Source organism: Streptomyces sp. NPDC045968, from assembly GCF_056430475.1.
Window position 1 is genome coordinate 171677 of record NZ_JBWKLF010000001.1, and the last position, 21276, is coordinate 192952.

A 21276-nucleotide genomic window follows, 5' to 3' on the forward strand; every position below is an offset into this window, starting at 1 on the left:
AGCGGCAGCATGTCCGCATGGCTGCATACAGAGCGACCTTCGGACATATCAATGACATCCTCCCGGGTACTCACTTTGAATCACGCCAAGATGTGAAGGATGCCCAGCTTCACAAGGAGCGCGAGGCGGGCATCTCGTGGGGGCGTGACGAAGAGGGTGAGCGGGCGGCCGACGCGATCGTCCTCAACAAGGGCTATGAGGATGACGTAGATGAGTGGGACGAGATCACGTACACAGGGGCTGGAGGGCAGACCCGAAACTCAAGTCAGCAGACTTCAGACCAGACCTGGGACAACAACGGGAACGCTAGTCTCCGGCGCAGTCGGATCAAGGGGAACTGCGTCCGTGTCATTCGAGGCAGCAAAGGCGAGCAGGACTTCTCGCCGGCTAGTGGGTACAGATACGACGGCCTGTACGAGGTAGTGGCGGACTGGTCAGAGACCGGGCGTGCTGGATTCCGCATTTGCCGCTTCAAGCTGAGGCGCCTCAGCGATGAACGGCAGGAGCTCACCTCGATTGAGCAGCAGGTCCAGGACATGCTTGATCGCAAGGGGCAGAGCTCGATCGATGACTCGAGTGAGGATGCCATCACTCGGAGGCGGACCACGACCGTTGAGCGGATTGTCCGCGACACGGCAGTCGTCCGGCGGGTGAAGCAGTGGCACCGATTCGCGTGCCAGGTGTGCGGCCTTTCCCTCACGGTTGGGGCGGACGGCAGGAGCTACGCCGAGGGTGCGCATATACATGCGCTCGGTGGGCCGAAGGGTGGCCCGGATGTCGACGGGAACGTTCTCTGCCTGTGCCCCAATTGTCACGTGCAGTTGGACCGAGGCGCCCTCTACCTAACTGATGATTTGCAGGTAGTGAACCGGTTTGCTGCGGGCGGGGCTCCACGGTCTGTGCCGTTGAGGACGGTGGAGCAGCATCGTATAGAGGAGCGTTTCATACGCGCTCACCGACGCTTCTGGCGCATACAGGAGCAGGATCTCGATTCTTAACCGGCGGCGATGGCTGAGTACGTCAGCACGTCGGCTGGGATCTCGTGCCGGAGCTTCCAGACGATGCCCATGGGCTTGCTGCCCTTGTGCTTCACGTACTCGGCTGGACCAAGCAGCATCCACGGCTGAGGGCCGCCGATGTCCGTCTTCTTGTACCGGCGGACGAAGAGAAGGACGTGGGTGGCCTTCTCCTTGTGGGTCTGGTAGCGGACACCAGTGGGGGAGGTCTCAGACGTTTGATTCTGAGACTCCCAGTGGAACAAGGAATCGTTGAGGGCGTAGTCCTTGTAGCGCGTCTCTGGGGAGAAGTCTTTCTCATCCTTTTCGAGTGTGATGAGTAGGGCATCGGTTTGGATGTTCTCGCACCACTTCACGCCCTCTCGGAAGTGGCCAGGCATGAAGCCGCCCACAGTGGACTGCCCCAGGGCGGGGAGGATCTCTTCGCGGCTGTACGAGGCGTGGACCGTCAGAGGCAGGCCGGCGTGTGTGCCGAGTAGGGGGACGGGGACATGGTCCGCCTGGTCCAGGACATGGGCGAGGACTTGGCGTAGTTCGTCTCGGACAGCTTGTTGGGGACGGAGGGCGTCGAAACCGGCCTGATAGCTCGCGAAGTTTCCCCCTAGCGGCCACATAGAGAAGAAGAACATTCGGGCGTACGCCTGATCGTGGGTGCTGAGCTCTCCGTACGCCGGTGCATCGTCGGCAACGAGCTTCGCGTACGCGGTGGCTCGGAGTGGATCGTCCACGTGCAGGAAGGCCGATACGCGCTTGAGTAGAGCTTCCTCGCCTTCGGGGCCGGTTGGGTCGAGGAGCTTGGCGCGGCGCAGTAGCCCTGTCCAGGAGTTCCCGTTGCCTCGGTAGATCTCCTTAAGTTCTCGGCCGCTCTCCCGCAGATAGTCGGCTAGGAGCGGCTCGGCGTAGGAGGCCACCTCGCGGGCGAGCTGCGTGACGTTGACCCCGATCTGGCTGCGAATGTTGTCGATGATCAGTTCCTTGGCCTTTGTCTCAAGGATGATCTGACAGCCAGAGGGCAGTTGGGGGAAGTCGTGCTCAATGCTAGCGAGGAGTCGATTACGCGTGAGGTTCGTCAGGGCGCGGAACTGTTCCTCGAAGCGGAACTCCTTGCGGTGCTGTCCGATGAAGTCCAGGACCGTGAGGACGGCCTTGCCCTCGGTTCGACGTAGCCCGCGGCCCAGCTGCTGAAGAAATACTGTGGCGCTAGAGGTAGGACGGAGTAGGAGCAGGGTGTCGACGTCCGGGATGTCTAGGCCCTCGTTGAAGAGGTCTACCGAGAAGATGACCTGGAGTGCGCCTGTTCTCAGTTGATCCAGCGCTGCCTTGCGTTCGTCCCTTGGGCTCTCGCCGGAGAGCGCAACAGCTGCGAGGCCCGCCCGGCGGAAGAAGTCGGCCATGAACCGTGCGTGTGCGACCGAGACGCAGAACCCCAAGGCACGCATGGCACCTGGATCAGCGATCTTGTCCTTCACGGCCTGTACGACGAGTCTGGCGCGAGCATCGTTACCCGTGAAGAGATTGCTGAGCGCTGTCGAGTCGTATGCTCCGCGCTTCCACGTAACGGCACTCATGTCGGTGTTGTCTGTGATGCCGAAGTAGTGGAACGGGCTGAGGAGGTCGTTCTCCAGGGCTTCCCACAGCCGCATCTCGGCGGCGATCCGGCCGCCAAAGAACTCATCTTGAATGTTCTGGCCATCCATGCGCTCGGGGGTGGCGGTGAGGCCGAGAAGTTCCAGAGGCGTGAAGTGGTCCAGCAGTCTGCGGTAGGTGGGTGAAGTGCCGTGGTGGAACTCGTCGATCACGATCACGTCAAAGTGGTCTGGAGCGAAGCGGTCCAGTGCTCGTGGGCTGAGGGACTGGACACTGGCGAATACGTGAGTCCAGTTGTCGGGGATCTCCCCAGCGAAGAACAGCTCTCCGAAGTTCGCGTCGACCAGCACATTTTGGTAGACCCGCAGGGACTGTTCGAGGATCTCCTTGCGGTGAGCCACGAAGAGCAGTCGGGGGTCGCGGCCGAGCGATTGCCGTAGGCGCTTGTAGTCCAATGCGGCCATCACGGTCTTGCCCGTACCGGTCGCAGCGACCAGAAGGTTGCGGTGACGGCCATGCACAGTGCGCTCGACTTCTAGGCGCTCCAGCATGTCGCGCTGGTGGGGGTATGGGCGGACTTCCAGGCCGGAGAGAGTAATGCTGTTTCGGGCTTGAGTGCTGGTGCCGCTGGCGTGTGACAGCGCTTCGTCGAGCCGCTGAGCGTCACTGTCTGGGTCGTATGACTCGAAGGCCTGCTCGCTCCAGTAGGCATCGAACGTTGCCTCGAACTTGCGCAAGACGGAAGGTGTTGCGACGGACGACAGCCGTACGTTCCATTCGAGCCCGTCGAGGAGCGCTGCCTTGGACAGGTTGGAGCTGCCTACATACGCCGTGTCGAAACCACTGTCCCGGCGGAAGAGCCATGCTTTGGCGTGGAGTCGGGTGGAGCGAAGCTCGTAGTTCACCTTCACCTCAGCGTCAAAGTCCTGGACTAGCCGGTCCAACGCGCGACGCTCTGTGGCCCCAATGTAGGTCGTCGTGAGCACGCGAATGGGGACTCCACGCTCCCGCGCGGATGCCAGCGACTCTTCAAGAACACGGAGCCCGTGCCACTTCACAAACGCGCAGAGGAGATCAACACGATCGGCTGTGGCCAGTTCGGCGCGAAGCTCGAAGCCGAGGCTGGGATCCTCCGGCGAGTTGGTGATCAGCGCTGTATCGGAGAGTGGAGTGGCTGGGCGGATGGCGTAGACGCCGGGAGCTTCTTGCTCGGCCACGGCGAGCAGCTGGCGCGGACCATCGGCGACGAGGTCTACCCACTGGGTTGCCCCCTCGATGGTGTTCAGGGACTCCAAGATGTGGTTGGCGGCCAGGACCTGTTCTGCGGGTGACAGGTGCTGAAGGACCTGTCGCACGGTATTGCCGATGTGGCGAGACAGCACGTGCGGAGTGGACTCTTGCCCGACGATTGCGTCGATGGAGCGCCAGCCTGTGGCGTCGAACTCCTTCAGGCGCTCTTCGAGGCGGTGAGTGATGAGCGTTTCGTACAGCCCAGCAACTGGCGCAGCGTCTGCAAAATCGTTGGGCATGGCCGAGTCCCCTCATCTCGTCACGTCGTTACGTGAGCAGTTGTATCAAGGGGTACTGACACGAGCGCGTCTGCGATGCCCATCCATGTGCTGGGCCGGATCGTGGCAACCTGGCGCCACGGCGCGCGCCGGCGGCAGCCGAGCGCTGTCGTCAAAGCGGTGATGGATGTCAACTGGCGTGAAAGAATGGCGGGTTAAGGGACAGGACGTTCCAGGTCGCTGGGTGGGGCGGCAATGGCGCCGATGGGGGTACGCGGATGACGGACGGGTCGAGTGCGGGTGGGCAGGGGTCCGGGGCCGGGGGTGGGACCGTTGAGGTGCGGATCGGGGTGAGTGGTACGCACACCCGGCGTGATGACCTCGAAGCGCTCCATACCTGGCTGCGGAGTGCGCCCGATCTCGAAGAGGTGCGGGAAGCCGATCAGTTGGCTGTCGGGCGGAAGGTCTCCGAGCACCAGACCGAGGGGATGAGCGGTGAGCTGATCCAGGACATCGTGCTCGTGGTGTCCGTCGAGGTGGCTCGTAACGTCGTCGACAAGGTGTGGCGGTCCGTGGAGACGTGGGTCCGTAACCGGCGCAGATTCGCCGATCCCGAGGAGACGCCGCGCGTCACCCTCGACGCGCCCTCCACCGGGCCCGGGGCCGGGCTGGGGCGGGACACCGATCGGGACGGGGAGAGCGGGGAGAGTGCGCGGAGTGGGGAAGGCGCGCGGAGTGGGGAGAGTGGGGGGCAGCCGGGTGACGGGGCCGGTGGCGGGGGCCGGGTGCGTGGTGGCGACGAGGCCGGGGAGGGCTAGGCGCCGTGCCGCCGTACAGTGCGCGCGGCGAGGAGGGCAGGGGCAAGCGGCATCGCGCGGTGATCGTCGGTGTCGAGCCCTACAGCGGTGACCGGAACGACCTGCCCGCTGTCCGGCGGAATCTCCGGCTGGTGGCCGAGGCGCTGACCGCCGAGGGTACCGGGGTGCTCGACCCCGCGGACCTTGTCGTGATTCCGGGGAAGGGCGAGCCCGGAGCCGTCGATCCGCTCCAGGTGCGGGCTGCCCTGCGCGCCGCCCGCGACGAGGTCGACGGGCTGCTCGTCGTCTATTTCGCGGGGCACGGCATCGTGCGTCCCGACGGCAGCGATCTGCATCTGCTGTTCACCTCCTCGCGTGTGACGCGGGACCGGCGGCACCCCTTCGTGGACACGCTGTCCTGGCGCGACGATGTGATGCCGGAGCTCTCCAAGGCCCGCGCCGAATGGGTCGTGGCGATTCTCGACTGCTGCTTCGCCGGGAACGCGCTCCATTCCTTCACCCCTGCCGTGGGGCAGAACTTCGCCCTGCTGACCGCCGCGGAACCGGGCGTCGAGATCCCGCCCGGCGACCCCTCGGCCGGTACGGAGTTCACGGTCCGTCTGCACCGGCTGCTGACCGGGCGGACGGCCGCCGAGGAGCCGGCCACGTTCACCCGGATCGTCACCGAGATACGGGAGGCGATGGCGCCCCTCAAGGCCGTCGACGGGCACCGGTGGATTCCGGACGAGCGGAGGCACGGGGACGATGTGCTGCTCGCCGTCCCGGGCGCCGGCGGGAGCGGCGTACTGCTGCCGCCAGGGATGACGGGGGAGAAGGGGGAGAAGGGGGAGAAGGGGGAGAGTGAGGAGACGGGGGCGACTGGGGAGGGGAAGACTGCGGCTGTCGTGGGGGGTGCTGGGCAGGCCGTTGTGGTCCCTCCCGTCGGGAAGCGGCGGTGGTCACCGCTGCCGCGCCCCGCTCTCGTACGCCCGCGCGGCCGCACGACCGCCCTCGTCCTCGCGGGCGCCGTCGCCGTCGCCGGGGTCGGTACGTGGATGTTCGGGGAGCTGCCGGGCGGGGCGGCGCGTGACTGCCCGCCGCCCATGGAGCTGCGTGTGCTGACCGATCCCGACCTGCGGTCCACCGTCGAGAGGGCGGCCGACGCCTATGTGGAGCGTGGGGGCGGCTGCCGGTCCGTGGGGATCACCACGTACGACGCCAAGGCCACGGACGCCGTTGCCGCCTTCCGCTCCTCGTCCCTCTGGCGGGACCCGCCCGCCACCTGCCCCCCGACCGGTGACTGTCCGCGGCCCCAGCGCGATGTGGGCGCGCAGCCGGACATCTGGATTCCGGCGGCCGGGAGCGCCTGGCGCCGGGTGATGGACGGTGCGGAGGCGCAGGGTGACGCGGGGAGCGCGGCTGCTTCGGCCGCAGGCGCGGGGTCTCAGGGGACCGCCGGAGCGGGAACCGGAGGGGCCGCCGGGAAGCGGGTCGTGACCCTGGAATCCCTGGGGTCCGTCGCCTATACGCCGATGGTCCTCGCCGTGCCCTTCAGCATGGCCCTCGCGCCGGCCGCGCAGACCGGATATCCGCTCGGCTCGATCATCTCCGCACTGCGCGACGCGCAACAGCCGGACCGTCCCGTCTCCGTGCTGCGCCCGGACCCCGAAGGCACCGACGGGGCGCTGCTGGCCACCGAGGCCCTGTACGCCTCGTCCGGGGCCGGGGCGGCGTCGGCCCTCGAACAGAGCATGGTGCAGGCGCTGCGGCCGATGCCCAGCACCGCCAGGGAGCTGATGTGCGCGCTGGCCGACGGCTCCCGCAACCGCCTGGAGGACACCGCCGCCGTGCTCGTACCGGAACAGACCATGGCCCAGTTCAACCTGCCGCCCGCCCACGGCCGTCCCGCCTGCGCGACGGACGCCCTGGAGGTGCGCAAGGCCCAGTACCCCTCCGACGTACCGGCGCTGGACCTGCCGTTCCTCCGGGTCACCTGGGACGGCGCGGGCCGGGACGCGGAGGCGCGTGAGAGGGAGGTGACGCGCTTCCACGCGTGGCTGGCCGAGGACCCGGACGGGCAGAAGTTCTTCACGCAGGACGGTTTCCGCGGGGTGAAGGACGGCAAGCCCGCGCTGCCCGACGCGACCTCGCCGCTCAGGGCGGATCTCAACGAGACGGCCGTACGCCCGTCGTTTCCGCCGACGGGCGCGAGCACCGTCACGGCCGCCTCGCTCACCAAGACCCTGCGCCGCTACCGGCAGGCGCTCGGCCCCGGGCGGGTGCTCTATCTCCTGGACAACTCGACCTCGATGGCCGACAAACGGCTCTGGGACGGCTCCGGGCGGGCCAAGGAGCTGGTCACCCGGTCGATGAGTTCGCTGGGTGCCGGTGACGCGTACGGGGTGTGGTCGATCGCCTCCGAGAAGGACGCGGACGTGGTGCCGTTCGGGCCGCACGGCCGGGCCGCCGCGCAGAAGGCCGTGGCCGCCGCCCGGACCGCCGACGTCGACGCGCGCGTCGTGGACGGGCTCCGCGAGGCGCTCGGCACGCTGCGCGGCGGGCCCGCCGATGACGATCCGCCGCGGCTTCTCGTGCTGGTCACCGATGACGAGGACTCGAAGGACATCAAGAAGAGCGAGCTGGCTGACCTCGTCGCCGATGCCGAACGGGCCCCGCTGGTACGGGTCGTGGTGGTGTCGCTGCGCGGCGGTGGCTGTTCGTCCGGCCGCCTCAACGAGGCGGTCACGGAGGCGACCGGCGGGCGATGCCTGGACCTGTCGGACGACATCCCGACCGAGCTGACCGCCGAGGTCGCCAAGACGGGTACGGGGGACGCGGAATGAACGGGAGCGGGAGCGGGGCCGGGAGGGGGAGTGGGAGCGGGAGTGGGCGTGGCAGGGACGGTGGGAGTCGTCGCGGGTGCCCGGTGGGGGCGCGTCGTCGCGTCCTGCTCGCCGCCGTGCTCGGCTCTCTCCTCGCCGTCTCCTCGGCGGCCTGTTCGGGCGGGTCCGACGGCGCGCCCCAGCCGGAGCAGGACGACAAGGCGGCAGCCCAGGGCCCGATCGTCGTCGCCAGCGGACTCGATGTCACCGGCTCCGGCGGGGTGCGGCAGCGGCTCATAGAGGAGTGGAACCGCCAGCACGCCGGGAAGAAGGCCGAGCAGGCCAAGCTCGTCGAACTGCCGGGCGGCGCCGACCAGCAGCGCAGCCAGCTGCTCGGCGCGTTGCAGTCCGGAAGCGCCGGCTACGACGTGGTGAACCTCGACATCACCTGGATTCCCGAGTTCGCCGAAGCCGGACTGATCCGGCCGATGCCCGACGACGGGGCCGTCGACCTCGACCTCATCAACCGGGTCCACCGGACCACCCTCTGGAAGGGCCGCTCCTACGCGCGGGCCTTCAACACCGACGTGGGCCTGCTCTACTACCGCCCCGACCTGCTGGAGGACGCCGGAATCCAGCCCAGCCGCCAGCCCACCCTCAAGTGGAAGTGGGTCGACCTCAACGCCTCCATCAAGACACTCGCGCTCAGCCCCGGCCGGGGGGACGGCCAGGCGGGCTGGACCACGCAGCTCAAGCAGTACGAGGGACTCACCGTCAACACCGTCGAGGCGTTCGCCAGCGTGGGCGTCGAGCTCGCCGACGAGGAGGGCACCTACACGGCGAGCGAGGCCGACCTCAAGCGCGGCCTCGACGAACTCCTCGAACGGGCCCACCACGAGCGCATCCTGCCCACCGCGGTCTCCTCGGACGAGACGGCGACCCTGGCCGATTTCGCGGCCGGGCGGGTCGCCTTCCTGCGCCACTGGCCGTACGTGTACGGCGCGTTGCGGAATCTGCTGCCGCCCGACGCGTACTCCGTGAGCCGGCTCCCCGGCACCTCCGTGCTGGGCGGACAGAATCTCGCCGTCACCGCCGATTCCCCGCGCGCCCGGAACGCCCGTGCCCTCATCGAGTTCCTGACCTCGCAGGAGAGCGAACGCTGCCTGCTCGACGCGGGCTTCGCCGCGACCAGGGCCTCCGCGTACAACGGGAAGTCCAGGCCCTGCTGGCCCCGGGTCACCGCCGCGCTCCGCCCTGCCGAGGGCGCGCCCCCGGCCACCGGCGGCCCGTCGTCAGCGCCGCCCTCCCCGGTCGGGGAGAGCGGCGCGAAGGACCAGGCGGCGTCGGCGCGGGACGCGTACACCCGGACGCTGAGCGAGGTGCTGAACGACGCGGTGCAGCGGCCCCGTACGCCGTACTACGGGGCGTTCACCCGGGTGTTGCAGTGGCACGTGCACGCGCTGCTGACCGCCGAGTCGCCGGACAGCGACAAGGCCGCCGCCGATCTCCACCGCGCCCTGAGGGACGCCTTCGAGGGCAGGTGACTCACGCGGCCCCGTGGCACTCCCGGTAGGCCCGCTCCGAACCGCACCAGCACGCGGCACTGCGCGCCGGCGGCCACGGGATCGCGCGGCCCCGGGCGGCGAGGGTCGTGGCGTACTGGGGGAGCAGGTCCGGATCGGCCGGGGACGCGGCCTCCGAGGCGGCGAACGCCTCGTACGAGGGGACCGTGCCCGCGACGATGCCGAGGTTCGGTGTGCCCCCCGCGTGCAGGTCGCGCAGCGCGGCCTCCAGGCGGGCCAGGTGCTCGGGGTGGGTGGGGTACTCGTCGGCCAGGGCCGGGTAGGCGCCGAGCAGTTCGGTCAGTTCGGCTTCCGGCCAGTGCAGGACCGCCACCGGGAACGGCCGCGACAACGCCGCCCGGTAGGTGCCCAGTTCGGCGCGGAGCCGGGTGATCTCGGCCTTCAGCTCACCCGGGTCCGAGGAGCCGAGGGACCACAGGCGCTTCGGGTCGTGGAGTTCGTCGAGCGGGACGTTCGCCGTGCTGAGGGCGTCGGCCAGTTCGTCCCAGGCGTCGTGGCCGAGGCCCATCAGCCTGCGTACGCGATGGCGGCCGGTCAGCAGCGACTGGGTGGCGTACGGCACTTCCTCGCCCGGCGCCAGGAGCAGCGTCAGCGCGGTCTGGAGGAAGTCGTGGGCCGCCTCCAGCTCGTCGTGGGCTTCGAGGGTGCCGGCGACGATCTCCCACGGAGCCGCCTGGAGCGGGCCCGCGACGCGGATTCCGTCGATGATCGCGCGGGCCTCGGCCTCGTGCCCGTACTCCCACAGATTGGCCGCTTTGAGAGCTTTGACCAGATGCGGGTTGCCGAGGTCGGTGGCGGGTGCGCTGAGCAGTTCGTCGTAGAGGGTGGTGGCGCGGGCGCGGTCGCCGGCGAGTTCCAGATGGGCCGCGGCCTGGAGGAACAGCGGTTCGTGGTCCTCGGGGTACTGCGCCGCGGTGCGCAGCAGGCGCTCGGCTTCGGTGATGTGGTCGGCAGGCGTGTCGGGGCGCATGGACCACACGGTACTGCCGTACGGGTGCTTGGGGAGAGAGCCGGTCGATGGGCGTGGGTGACGACACATCTCTGGTGGGTTACCGGGATTCCCCCTATCGTGCGGGCCGTGCGGGAGCGGATACCTGTGGTGGTGCAGCGGAACTCGCCGGGCCGGCGGGCCGCTGTGCGTGGCCTGTGGACGGGTGCCGAACTGGTGGTGACGCTCGGCGTCGTGCTCCTGCTCCTCGTCGCGCATCAGCTGTGGTGGACCAACCGGCAGGCCCGCGAAGGCGCGGAGCGCGAGGTGAGGGCCCTCCAGCGGGACTGGGGGCGGGGCCCCGCCGCGGGTGCGCCCGCCGGTGAACCGCCGGAGGGCGGTGAGGGCGGACAGGACGGGCGGAGCGGGCCGGGTGAGCAGGAGCCGGAGCGCCCGGCTCCGAGTCGTGCCGCCACCCCCGAGGCCCCCCGCTGGGACCAGGCGTACGCGGTCCTCCGCATCCCGCGCCTGGGCCTCACCGCGCCCGTCGCCCAGGGCATCGGCAAGCGCGGGGTCCTCGACAAGGGGTACGTCGGCCACTACCCCCGGACCGCGCAGCCGGGGCGGGCGGGCAACTTCGCGGTGGCCGGGCACCGCAACACCCATGGCGAGCCCTTCCGCCGCATCGACCGGCTGCGGCGCGGGGACCGGATCACCGTCGAGACCCGGGACGCCGTCTACACGTACACCGTCGACAAGAGCCTCGCCCGGACATCGCCCTCCGACAGCGGGGTCATCGCCGCAGTGCCGCGCAGCAACGTGCGGACGTCCGCCGGGTACAGCGCGCCGGGGTACTACTTGACGCTCACGACCTGTACGCCCGAGTTCACCTCCCGGTACCGGCTGATCGTCTGGGGCAGGCTGAGCGCGATGCGTCCGAGGTAGCCGCACGGGACGGGGGTAGCGTCCCTGACGTGCTCGGATTCCCTGGACGACGTCCTCAGTTGTTGTGGTTGCTGGTCCCCTATGTGCTCTATCTCGCGGCGGTTCCTTTCGTGAACCGGGTCCGTCCCGTCGTGTTCGGGATGCCGTTCCTGTTCGTGTGGATGCTCGGGGCGACCCTCCTGACCCCCGTCGCGGTGTGGCTGGCCCGGCGGGCGGACCGCCGGTGAACGCGCTGGTCGCGACCTCCGTCTTCGGGGTCTTCATGGTGGCGACCGTCGCGCTCGGACTGCTCGCCGTGCGGGGGCGCGGCGGCTCGGGCGGGCTCGCCGAGTGGTCGGTCGGCGGGCGCAGTCTCGGGGCCGTGTTCATCTGGGTGCTGATGGCCGGCGAGGGCTACACCAGCTTCAGCTACCTGGGGGCCGCGGGCTGGGGGTACAACTACGGGGCGCCCGTCCTCTATGTGGTCGCGTACATGTCCTGCGGGTACGCCATCGGGTACGTCGTCGGGCCGATGCTCTGGGCGTACGCGCACCGGCACGGCCTCGTCGGGATCACGGACATCGTGGCCCACCGCTTCGGCCGGCCCTGGCTGGGGGCGGTGGTCGCGGTGCTCGCGACCGCGTTCCTGCTCCCGTACATCCAGCTCCAGATCACGGGTATGGGCGTCGTCGTCTCGACGATCTCGTACGGGGCGATCAGTCTGAACTGGGCCTACTTCCTCGCCTTCGCCGTCACCACCGGGTTCGTCGTGGTCAGCGGGCTGCGCGGCAGCGCCTGGGTGTCGGTGCTGAAGGACGTGCTCGTCATCGTGACGCTCGGGTTCCTGGCGGTCTATGTGCCGCTGCACTACTTCGACGGGTACGGGGCCTTTCTCGACCGGCTCGTCACGGAGAAGAGCGAGTGGCTGACGTTCCCCGGGCACGGGGGCGGCGGGCCGGGCGGGAGCGGGCTCGGGGAGCTCTGGTTCATCAGCACGTCGTTCCTCAACTCCCTGACCGTGGTGATCTTCCCGACGACCGTCGCCGGATACCTCGGGGCGCGGAACGCGGACGCGCTGCGGCGCAACGCGATGTGGCTGCCCGCGTACAACGTCCTGCTGTTCGTGCCGATGCTGCTCGGGATGGCGGCCCTGTTCGTGGTGCCCGGACTGGTCGGCGCCGAGTCGAATCTCGCGCTCTTCACGCTGGTCGTGGACTCGCTGCCGGCGTGGGCCGTGGGGTTCGTGGGGGTCGCCGCCGCGCTCTCCTCGATCGTGCCGATGGCCGTCTTCATGCTGGTGATCGGCACGATGTGGGGGCGCAGCGTGCTCTCGCTCGTACCGCGCCTGCACCACCGGCAGAAGGCCGCGGCCCAGGTGGTCGTCGTGGCGGCGGGAGGCTTCGCGCTGCTCCTCACCTACACGGCACCCAACACCCTCGTACGGCTCTCGCTCATCTCGTACGAGGGGATGGCGCAGCTCCTCCCCATGGTGCTGCTCGCGCTGGTGTGGCGGCGGCTGACCTTCCTGGGGGCGTTCAGCGGGCTGGCGGCAGGCGTGGCCGTGGTGTGCGTGCTGGTGTTCACCGGCAACGACCCCGTGTGGGGCGTGAACGCGGGGCTCGTGGCGCTCGGGGTGAATCTGGCCGTCGCGCTGGTGGTGACGTTCTCGGGGGCGCGGGATGCCGACGAGCGGCCGGACGCGGAGGTCCTGGCACGGGACGAGGTGGGGGTCGCGGCGGAGCGGGCGGGGTGACCAGGGGGTCTCCGCGCGGTGCCCCACGCGGGTGGCGCGTGAGTGTCCCACCCACATGTTGCGTCTTAATGAAAGACGAAAGAAAAGTCCGGTCGGAGTTATTGACCGTGCGAACGGGGGCGGGCAAGGTTCCGGAGAGCGCTCTCCCATCCAGTCTTGTTTCCAAGGAGACCCCCCCATGCCCGCACCCGGCACACGTGTGGCCGCACCACCACGAAGAGCCGTCAGAACCGCTCGCCGAGGCATCGCCGGCGCCGTCATCGGCGCGCTGGTCGGCACCCTGCTCGTCCTGCTTCCCGCCTCCGCCGCCCAGGCGGCACCCGTCCTCCTGTCGCAGGGCAAGCCGGTGACGGCGTCCAGCGAGGAGAACTACGGCACCCTCGCCGCCTCCGCCGTCGACGGCAACGGCGGCACCCGCTGGTCCAGCGCCCACTCCGACCCGCAGTGGCTCCGCGTCGACCTCGGCGCGACCACCCAGGTCAGCCAGGTCGTCCTGGACTGGGAGGCGGCGTACGGCAAGGGCTACCGCATCGAGCTCTCCACCAACGGCACCGACTGGTCGACCGCCTACCAGACCACCACCGGCGACGGCGGCACGGACACCGTCAACATCACGGGCGAGGCCCGGTACATCCGGATGTACGGCACCGCGCGCGGCACCCAGTACGGCTACTCGCTCTGGGAGTTCAAGGTGTACGGCGAGAGCGGTACCGGCGGCCCGCAGCTGCCCGGCGGCGGCGACCTCGGCCCCAACGTGCACGTCTTCGACCCGTCGACGCCCGGCATCCAGACCAAGCTGGACGAGGTCTTCCAGCAGCAGGAGTCGGCGCAGTTCGGCAACGGCCGCCATGCCTTCTTCTTCAAGCCGGGCACGTACAACAACCTCAACGCCCAGATCGGCTTCTACACCTCCATCGCCGGTCTCGGCCTCAAGCCCGACGACACCACCATCAACGGTGACGTGACCGTCGACGCAGGCTGGTTCAACGGCAACGCCACCCAGAACTTCTGGCGTTCGGCGGAGAACCTGGCCCTGAACCCGGTCAGCGGCACCAACCGCTGGGCCGTCTCCCAGGCCGCCTCCTTCCGCCGCATGCACGTCAAGGGCGGCCTCAACCTGGCCCCGGCGGGCTACGGCTGGGCGTCCGGCGGGTACATCGCGGACAGCAAGATCGACGGCACGGTCGGTCCGTACTCGCAGCAGCAGTGGTACACCCGCGACAGCTCGGTCGGCGGCTGGACCAACGGCGTCTGGAACATGACGTTCTCCGGCGTCGAGGGCGCCCCGGCGACCGGCTTCCCGAACCCGCCGTACACCACGCTCGACACCACGCCGATCTCACGCGAGAAGCCGTTCCTGTACCTCGACGGCTCCACGTACAAGGTCTTCGTCCCCGCCAAGCGCACCAACGCGCGGGGCGTCTCCTGGAACGGCACGCCGCAGGGCACCTCGATCGGCCTGGACAAGTTCTACGTCGTCAAGCCCGGCGCGACCGCGGCCACCATCAACCAGGCGCTGGCCCAGGGCCTGCACCTGCTGTTCACCCCCGGCGTCTACCACGTCGACCAGACGATCAACGTGAACCGCGCCGACACGGTCGTCCTCGGCCTCGGCCTGGCGACGATCATCCCCGACGGCGGTGTGACCGCGATGAAGGTCGCCGACGTCGACGGCGTCAGGCTGGCCGGCTTCCTCGTCGACGCCGGTCCGGTCAACTCCCCGACCCTGCTGGAGCTCGGCCCGCAGAACTCCTCCGCGGACCACGCCGCCAACCCGACCACCGTGCAGGACGTCTACGTCCGCGTCGGCGGCGCGGGTGCCGGCAAGGCCACCACGTCGATCGTCGTCAACAGTGACGACGCGATCATCGACCACACCTGGGTCTGGCGCGCCGACCACGGCGAGGGCGTCGGCTGGGAGACCAACCGCGCCGACTACGGGGTGCGGGTGTACGGCGACGACGTGCTGGCCACCGGTCTGTTCGTCGAGCACTTCAACAAGTACGACGTCGAGTGGTACGGCGAGCGCGGCCGCACGATCTTCTACCAGAACGAGAAGGCGTACGACGCGCCCAACCAGGCCGCCATCCAGAACGGCGACACCAAGGGCTACGCGGCCTACCGCGTCGACGACTCGGTGAACGTCCACGAGGGCTGGGGCCTGGGCAGCTACTGCAACTACAACGTCGATCCCGGCATCCGCCAGGACCACGGCTTCAAGGCCCCGGTGAAGCCCGGCGTGAAGTTCCACAGCCTGCTCGTCGTCTCGCTCGGCGGGATGGGCCATTACAACCACGTGATCAACAACACCGGGGCGTCGACGGTCCCGGCCGGCACCACGACCGTGCCGTCCAACCTCGTCTCCTTCCCCTGAGGGACGGGCCTCTGACGGCCGGGGTCCTGCCCTCGCGCTGATCCCCCTTCCCGGGTGGCCGCCGCCCTCCCCGGCGGCGGCCACCCCCACCACCCCCCCCGCCCCACTGGAGCCGCCATGCTCTCCCTGCGCAGACCCGCCCTCACACTCACCCTCGCCGCCCTGCTCGCCACCTCCCTGACGGTCGTCGCCCAGCCCTCCACGGCACAGGCGGCCGACCCGCTCCTCTCCCAGGGCAAGACAGCCACCGCCTCCTCCTCGGAGGGCGACGGCTACTCCGCCGCCCTCGCCGTCGACGGCAACCTCACCGGCACCCGCTGGGCCAGCCAGTGGTCCGACCCCCAGTGGATACAGGTCGACCTGGGCAAGAAGGCCGGCCTCAGCCGGGTCGTCCTCAGCTGGGAGGGCGCCTACGGCAAGGCGTACGAGATCCAGGTCTCGGACAACGGCACCGACTGGACCACCGCCAGGAAGGTCACCGACTCCGACGGCGGCACCGACGACCTCGCCCTCACCGCCTCCGGCCGCTACGTACGGATGCTCGGCACCACCCGCGCGGGCGGTTACGGCTACTCCCTGTGGGAGTTCCAGGTCTACGGCAGCGAGGGCACCACCCCGCCGCCCACCGGCGGCGCCGTGCGCGTGACCGGTTCCCAGGGGAACTGGCAGCTCACCGTCGGCGGACAGCCGTACACCGTCAAGGGCCTGACCTGGGGCCCGGCCATCGCCGACGCTCCCAAGTACCTCCCCGACGTCCGGTCGATGGGCGTCAACACCATCCGTACCTGGGGCACGGACGCCGGGACCAAGCCGCTCCTCGACTCCGCCGCGGCGAACGGTCTCCGTATCGTCAACGGCTTCTGGCTCCAGCCCGGCGGCGGCCCCGGCAGCGGAGGCTGCGCCAACTACGTCACCGACACGGCGTACAAGAACACCATGCTCACCGAGATCGCGAAGTGGGTGGAGGCCTACCGGAGCCACCCCGCGACCCTCATGTGGAACGTCGGCAACGAGTCGGTCCTCGGGCTCCAGAACTGCTACAGCGGCACCGAACTCGAAGCGCAGCGCAACGCGTACACCACCTTCGTCAACGACGTCGCGAAGAAGATCCACACGATCGACCCGGACCACCCGGTCACCTCGACCGATGCCTGGACCGGTGCCTGGCCGTACTACAAGCGCAACGCGCCCGACCTCGACCTGTACTCGATGAACGCCTACGGCGACGTGTGCGGCGTCAAGGACGACTGGGTGGAGGGCGGTTACACCAAGCCCTACATCATCACCGAGACCGGCCCGGCGGGTGAGTGGGAGGTCCCGGACGACGCCAACGGCGTCCCGGCCGAGCCCACCGACGTGCAGAAGCGCGACGGCTACACCAAGGCGTGGGACTGCACGACCGGCCACCGGGGCGTCGCCCTGGGTGCCACGCTCTTCCACTACGGCACCGAGCACGACTTCGGCGGTGTCTGGTTCAACCTGCTGCCCGACGGGCTGAAGCGGCTGTCGTACTACGCCGTGAAGAAGGCGTACACGGGCACGAACGCCGGAGACAACCTCCCGCCGGTGATCAGCGACATGACGGTCACGCCGGCCGGGTCCGCCCCGGCGGGCCAGGAGTTCACGGTCCGCGCGAACGTCGCCGACCCGGACAACGACCAGGTCACGTACAAGATCTTCCTCAGCGGGAACTACGCCAGTGGCGACAAGCGGCTGGTCGAGGCCCGGTGGAGGTCCACCGGCAACGGCACCTTCGCGGTCACCGCGCCCGAGAAGCTCGGGGTGTGGAAGGTCTACATCCAGGCCGAGGACGGCCGCGGCAACGCGGGCATCGAGACCAGGTCGGTGAAGGTCGTCGCCCCGCCGATGACCGGCACCAACGTGGCCCTGAACAAGCCCACCACCGCCTCCAGCGCGCAGGCGTCGTACGGCGACTGCCCGTGCCCCGCCTCGAAGGCCACCGACGGCGACACCGGCACCCGGTGGGCCAGCGACTGGAGCGACCCGCAGTGGATCTCGGTCGACCTGGGCGCACGCGTCCCGGTACGGACCCTCCAGCTCGTCTGGGACCCGGCGTACGCGAAGGCCTACGAGGTCCGGGTCTCGGACGACGGCACCACCTGGCGGACGGTCCACACCACGACGACCGGCAACGGTGACGTGGACACGATCGCACTGAACGAGACGGCCCGCCACGTACGGCTCCACCTCACCGCACGCGGCACCGGCTGGGGCTACTCCCTCCACGAGTTCGGTGTCTACGGCTGACGCGAACAACCCGACCGAAAGGCAGGAGAACCTCCCATGAGATTACGTACGAAACGGCTCCCCGCACTTCTCCTCGGCACCGCGCTCGTCGCGAGCGTCCTCGGCATCGGCACGATCGCGACCGCAGCCGATCCGGGCAGCGGCCCGGGCGCGCGTACGAGCACGACGGCCGCGGCGCACACCGGGCACACCATGGCGGTGTCCAGCCAGGCAGCGGGTGACGACGCCGACGGGGACGGCTACATACCGGCCGTGCCGCAGGTCACCGGGGTGACTCCGTCCACGGCGACTCCTCCGCGCGCCTACTTCCACGAGTTCCAGGCCAACTGCGCGGTCACGCACACCGCACAGGACGACCCGATCGTCTACCCGGGCCAGCCGGGGAAGTCCCACGACCACACGTTCATGGGGAACAGGTCGACGAACGCGAACAGCACCACCGGCTCGCTCTACGGCGGCGCCACCACCTGCAAGGCGCCGGCCGACGCCTCCGCGTACTGGATGCCCTCGCTGTACAAGGGCGAGCAGAAGATCCTGCCCGTAGGACCGCAGGTCATCTACTACAAGGCGGGCGTCACCGACTACACCAGCGTGCGGCCCTTCCCCAAGGGCCTGCGGTTCGTCGTCGGCAACCCCATGCAGACCGCCCAGCAGTTCCGTGCCCACAAGGGCTTCGTCGAGGGCTGGGAGTGCGGTGACAGCTTCTTCAACACCGACATCCCGGCGAGCTGTCCGAGCCGGCCCGACGTGCAGCTCAACCTGCGGATGCAGGCGCCCAGCTGCTGGGACGGCAGGTACCTCGACACCCCCGACCACCAGAGCCACATGAGCTACCCGGTCGTCAGGCCCGGCACCAACGACAACATGTGCCCGGCCTCTCACCCGGTCGCCCTGCCGATGGTCGAGTTCAAGATGGCGTGGCCGGTCAACGGCGACATGAGCCAGGTCCGCCTGGCCAGCGGACGCGGCTACTCCTTCCACTACGACTTCTTCAACGCGTGGGAGGAGCGCACCCTCAAGGCCATGGTCGACCACTGCATCGTGGGCGGCCTCCAGTGCGACCCGCGCGGTTACGACCAGAACCAGCCGCAGAAGGGCGCGGTACTGAACTCGGAGTACCAGCTGCCCTGACCGGTACGGGCTGTCGTGCCCGGTCGTCCCCCGCCCTCCACCCAAGGAGAGCGGGGGGCGGCCGGGCCCTTCTTGTGCGAGACGTTCTTACGCGAAACGGGTGGTGGCTATGAATGACGAGACGCTCGACGGGCTCATCGGCCGGCTGGACCTGACGGCGAAGGTGCGCCTGCTCACCGGTGCCACGACCTGGCGCACCGCGGCCGAAGGCGCGGTCGGGCTCCGGGAGATGGTGATGTCCGACGGGCCGGCCGGAGTGCGCGGCGAGGCCTGGGACGAGCGGCGCACCTCCGCGCTGCTGCCCTCGGCCTCCGCCGTCGGCGCCCTGTGGGACGAGGAACTGACCGAGGAACTGGGCGGGCTGCTCGCCTCCGAGGCGGTCCGCAAGGGGGTCGACGTGGTGCTCGCTCCCACGCTCAACCTGCACCGTTCCCCGCTGGGCGGCCGGCACTTCGAGTGCTTCTCCGAGGACCCGGAACTGACCGGCCGTACGGGCGCGGCACTGATCCGGGGCATCCAGGCCCGGGGCGTCGCCGCCACCGCCAAGCACTACGTGGCCAACGACTCCGAGACCGAACGGCTCACCGTCGACGTCCGGGTCGCCGAGCGGGTGCTCCGCGAGGTCTACCTCGCCCCCTTCGAGGCCGCGGTCGACGCCGGTGTGTGGCTGGTCATGGCCGGTTACAACGCCGTCAACGGGACGACCATGACGGCCGGCGAGCTCCTCGCGCGGCCGCTCAAGGAGGAGTGGGACTTCGACGGGGTCGTCGTGTCGGACTGGGGCGCCGTCCGGTCCACCGAAGCACCGGGCCGCGCCGCGCTCGACCTCGCGATGCCGGGGCCGGTCAGCCCGTGGGGCGCCTCCCTGGTCCGCGCCGTGAAGGACGGGCTGGTCCCCGAGGCGGCCGTCGACGACAAGGTGCGGCGCCTGCTGCGGCTCGCGGGGCGCGTCGGGGCGCTGGGTCCGCCCCTGCCGCGCAGGGCGCAGGTGCGGGGCTCGCGCGACAGCCGGGCGCTGCTGCGGCGCGCCGTGGCCGCCGGATCGGTGCTGCTGAGCAACCGCGCGGTCCTGCCGCTGGACGCCGACGCGCTGTCGGGCGTCGCCGTCATCGGGGCGCACGCGGCCGCGCCCCGCTCCCAGGGCGGCGGCAGCGCGGGTGTCTTCCCCTCCGCCGTGGTCACTCCCCTCGCCGGCATCCGGGCCCGGCTGCGCGGCCGGGCCCGGGTGGTGCATGTGCCCGGCCCGTCGCTCGGTGTGCCGCCCGCCCCGCTGGACCACACCCGGTGCGAGGACCCGCGGTCCGGGGAGCCGGGTGTCCTGCTGCGGGTGCTGGACGCGTCGGGCGGGGAGCTGTACGCGGAACGCCGCCTGTCGGGGAGGCAGTTGGAACCGGAGGAGGTGCCGGGGGCGCACACGGTGGAGATCGGTGCGCTGCTGCGCCCGCAGGGGGCGGGGGAGTGGACGTTCGGCGTCGGCGGCTTCGGCCGGATGTCCCTCGCCGTGGACGGACGGACGGTCCTGGACGGGGAGTTCCCCCGGCTGACGGACGACCCGGCCGTCGTCCACGTGAACCCGCCCGTCCACACCGTACGGGTGACCCTGGACTCCGTCCGGCCCGTCCACCTGGTCGCGCGGCGCGAGTTGGTCCCCGGAAGCGGGCGGGCCACGGTCCTGGCCGCGTCGCCGCCGGAGCCGGACGCCGGGACCGCCCTCGCCGCCGCGGTGGCGGCCGCCCGTGACGCGGACGCCGCGATCGTGGTCGTCGGCACCACCGAGCACAGCGAGACCGAGGGATACGACCGCGGCACGCTGGCCCTGGGCGGCCATCAGGACGCGCTCGTACGGGCGGTGGCCGCCGCCAACCCCCGTACCGTCGTGGTCGTCAACAGCGGGGGCCCGGTCGAACTGCCGTGGCGCGAGGAGGCCGGTGCGGTGCTGCTCACCTGGTTCCCGGGCCAGGAGGGCGGGGCCGGGCTCGCCGACGTCCTGTTCGGGATCACCGAGCCGGGCGGCCGGCTCCCCACCACCTGGGCGGCCCGCCTCGCGGACGCGCCCGTCACGGGAGTACGCCCGGCCGGTGGCCGGCTGGCCTACCCGGAAGGTCTCCACATCGGCCACCGGGCCTGGCTGCGCGCGGGGCGGGAGCCCGCCTACTGGTTCGGCCACGGTCTCGGTTACACGAGCTGGGAGTACGAGGCCGTGGAGGCGCCGGACACGGTGGAGCGGGACGCCCCGTTCACGGTGCGCGTCCGGCTGCGCAACACCGGGGCGCGGGCGGGGCGCGAGGTGGTGCAGGTCTATCTGGCGCGTCCGGGGTCCGTGGTCGAGCGGCCCGTGCGCTGGTTCGCCGGTTACGCGGCCGTGCGCGCGGCTCCGGGGCGGACGGCGACCGCGGAGGTGGAGGTGGCGGCCCGTGCGCTGCGGCACTGGTGCCCGGACGCAGGGGCCTGGTCCGTGGAGCCGGGCCCGTACCGGGTGATGGCCGGACGGTCGGCCGGGGATCTCCGGTGGGAGGGGACGGTCACGGTCGCCGGGCCGTGACGCGAGGGATTCGCGTGCGGGCCGTGCGTACGGCGCGGGCCGC

13 protein-coding genes are annotated in these 21276 nt (G+C 70.1%); 11 read left to right on the plus strand and 2 right to left on the minus strand.

From position 1 onward, the window contains the following. Positions 1-17: 17 nt before the first annotated feature. Positions 18-998: a YDG/SRA domain-containing protein gene (locus AC07FA_RS00735; protein ID WP_479072515.1), complete on the plus strand. Its 981-nt coding sequence runs from the start codon at positions 18-20 to the stop codon at positions 996-998. Here the strand turns inward: AC07FA_RS00735 and AC07FA_RS00740 are convergent. Then, entirely contained in the window at positions 995-4132 is a 3138-nt protein-coding gene (locus AC07FA_RS00740) for a DEAD/DEAH box helicase (RefSeq protein ID WP_479072516.1), read from the minus strand. The genes AC07FA_RS00735 and AC07FA_RS00740 overlap by 4 nt on opposite strands. 329 nt (positions 4133-4461) lie before the next feature. On the opposite strand from AC07FA_RS00740, the gene AC07FA_RS00745 reads away from it, so the two are divergent. From AC07FA_RS00745 to AC07FA_RS00755, 3 genes are all read left to right on the plus strand, one after another. Next, on the plus strand, positions 4462-4929 hold the full coding sequence (locus tag AC07FA_RS00745) for a hypothetical protein (RefSeq protein WP_479072517.1): 468 nt from the start codon (positions 4462-4464) through the stop codon (positions 4927-4929). Between the two features lie 5 nt (positions 4930-4934). Next, positions 4935-7751 carry a caspase family protein gene (locus AC07FA_RS00750; RefSeq protein ID WP_479072518.1) on the plus strand — a complete coding sequence of 939 codons (2817 nt, stop codon included), beginning with the start codon at positions 4935-4937 and terminating at the stop codon, positions 7749-7751. Between the two features lie 83 nt (positions 7752-7834). Then, a complete protein-coding gene (locus AC07FA_RS00755; RefSeq protein WP_479072519.1) occupies positions 7835-9274 on the plus strand; it encodes an extracellular solute-binding protein in 1440 nt (479 codons plus the stop codon). Position 9275: 1 nt separating this feature from the next. Here the strand turns inward: AC07FA_RS00755 and AC07FA_RS00760 are convergent, their stop codons facing one another. After that, entirely contained in the window at positions 9276-10283 is a 1008-nt protein-coding gene (locus AC07FA_RS00760; RefSeq protein WP_479072520.1) for an SEC-C domain-containing protein, read from the minus strand. 108 nt (positions 10284-10391) lie between these two features. On the opposite strand from AC07FA_RS00760, the gene AC07FA_RS00765 reads away from it, so the two are divergent. The 7 genes from AC07FA_RS00765 to AC07FA_RS00795 all read left to right on the plus strand — a co-directional run bounded on the left by AC07FA_RS00765 (position 10392) and on the right by AC07FA_RS00795 (position 21233). Next, complete coding sequence (locus tag AC07FA_RS00765) at positions 10392-11186, plus strand: class E sortase (RefSeq protein WP_479072521.1); 795 nt, start codon at positions 10392-10394, stop codon at positions 11184-11186. Between the two features lie 68 nt (positions 11187-11254). Further along, the gene (locus AC07FA_RS00770; RefSeq protein WP_479073405.1) at positions 11255-11413 is read left to right on the plus strand and encodes a DUF3311 domain-containing protein; all 159 of its coding nucleotides are present in this window, start codon (positions 11255-11257) and stop codon (positions 11411-11413) included. Next, the gene (locus tag AC07FA_RS00775; RefSeq protein ID WP_479072522.1) at positions 11410-12918 is read left to right on the plus strand and encodes a sodium:solute symporter family protein; all 1509 of its coding nucleotides are present in this window, start codon (positions 11410-11412) and stop codon (positions 12916-12918) included. Before AC07FA_RS00770 ends, AC07FA_RS00775 begins: the two co-directional genes overlap by 4 nt. 178 nt (positions 12919-13096) lie before the next feature. Beyond that, complete coding sequence (locus tag AC07FA_RS00780) at positions 13097-15292, plus strand: discoidin domain-containing protein (protein WP_479072523.1); 2196 nt, start codon at positions 13097-13099, stop codon at positions 15290-15292. Between the two features lie 117 nt (positions 15293-15409). After that, positions 15410-17560 carry a discoidin domain-containing protein gene (locus tag AC07FA_RS00785; RefSeq protein WP_479072524.1) on the plus strand — a complete coding sequence of 717 codons (2151 nt, stop codon included), beginning with the start codon at positions 15410-15412 and terminating at the stop codon, positions 17558-17560. A gap of 36 nt (positions 17561-17596) precedes the next feature. Continuing rightward, positions 17597-18691, plus strand: coding sequence for a DUF1996 domain-containing protein (locus tag AC07FA_RS00790; protein WP_479072525.1), 1095 nt, complete (start codon positions 17597-17599; stop codon positions 18689-18691). A 109-nt stretch (positions 18692-18800) separates the two neighbouring features. Next, entirely contained in the window at positions 18801-21233 is a 2433-nt protein-coding gene (locus AC07FA_RS00795; RefSeq protein WP_479072526.1) for a beta-glucosidase, read from the plus strand. Positions 21234-21276: the final 43 nt, after the last annotated feature.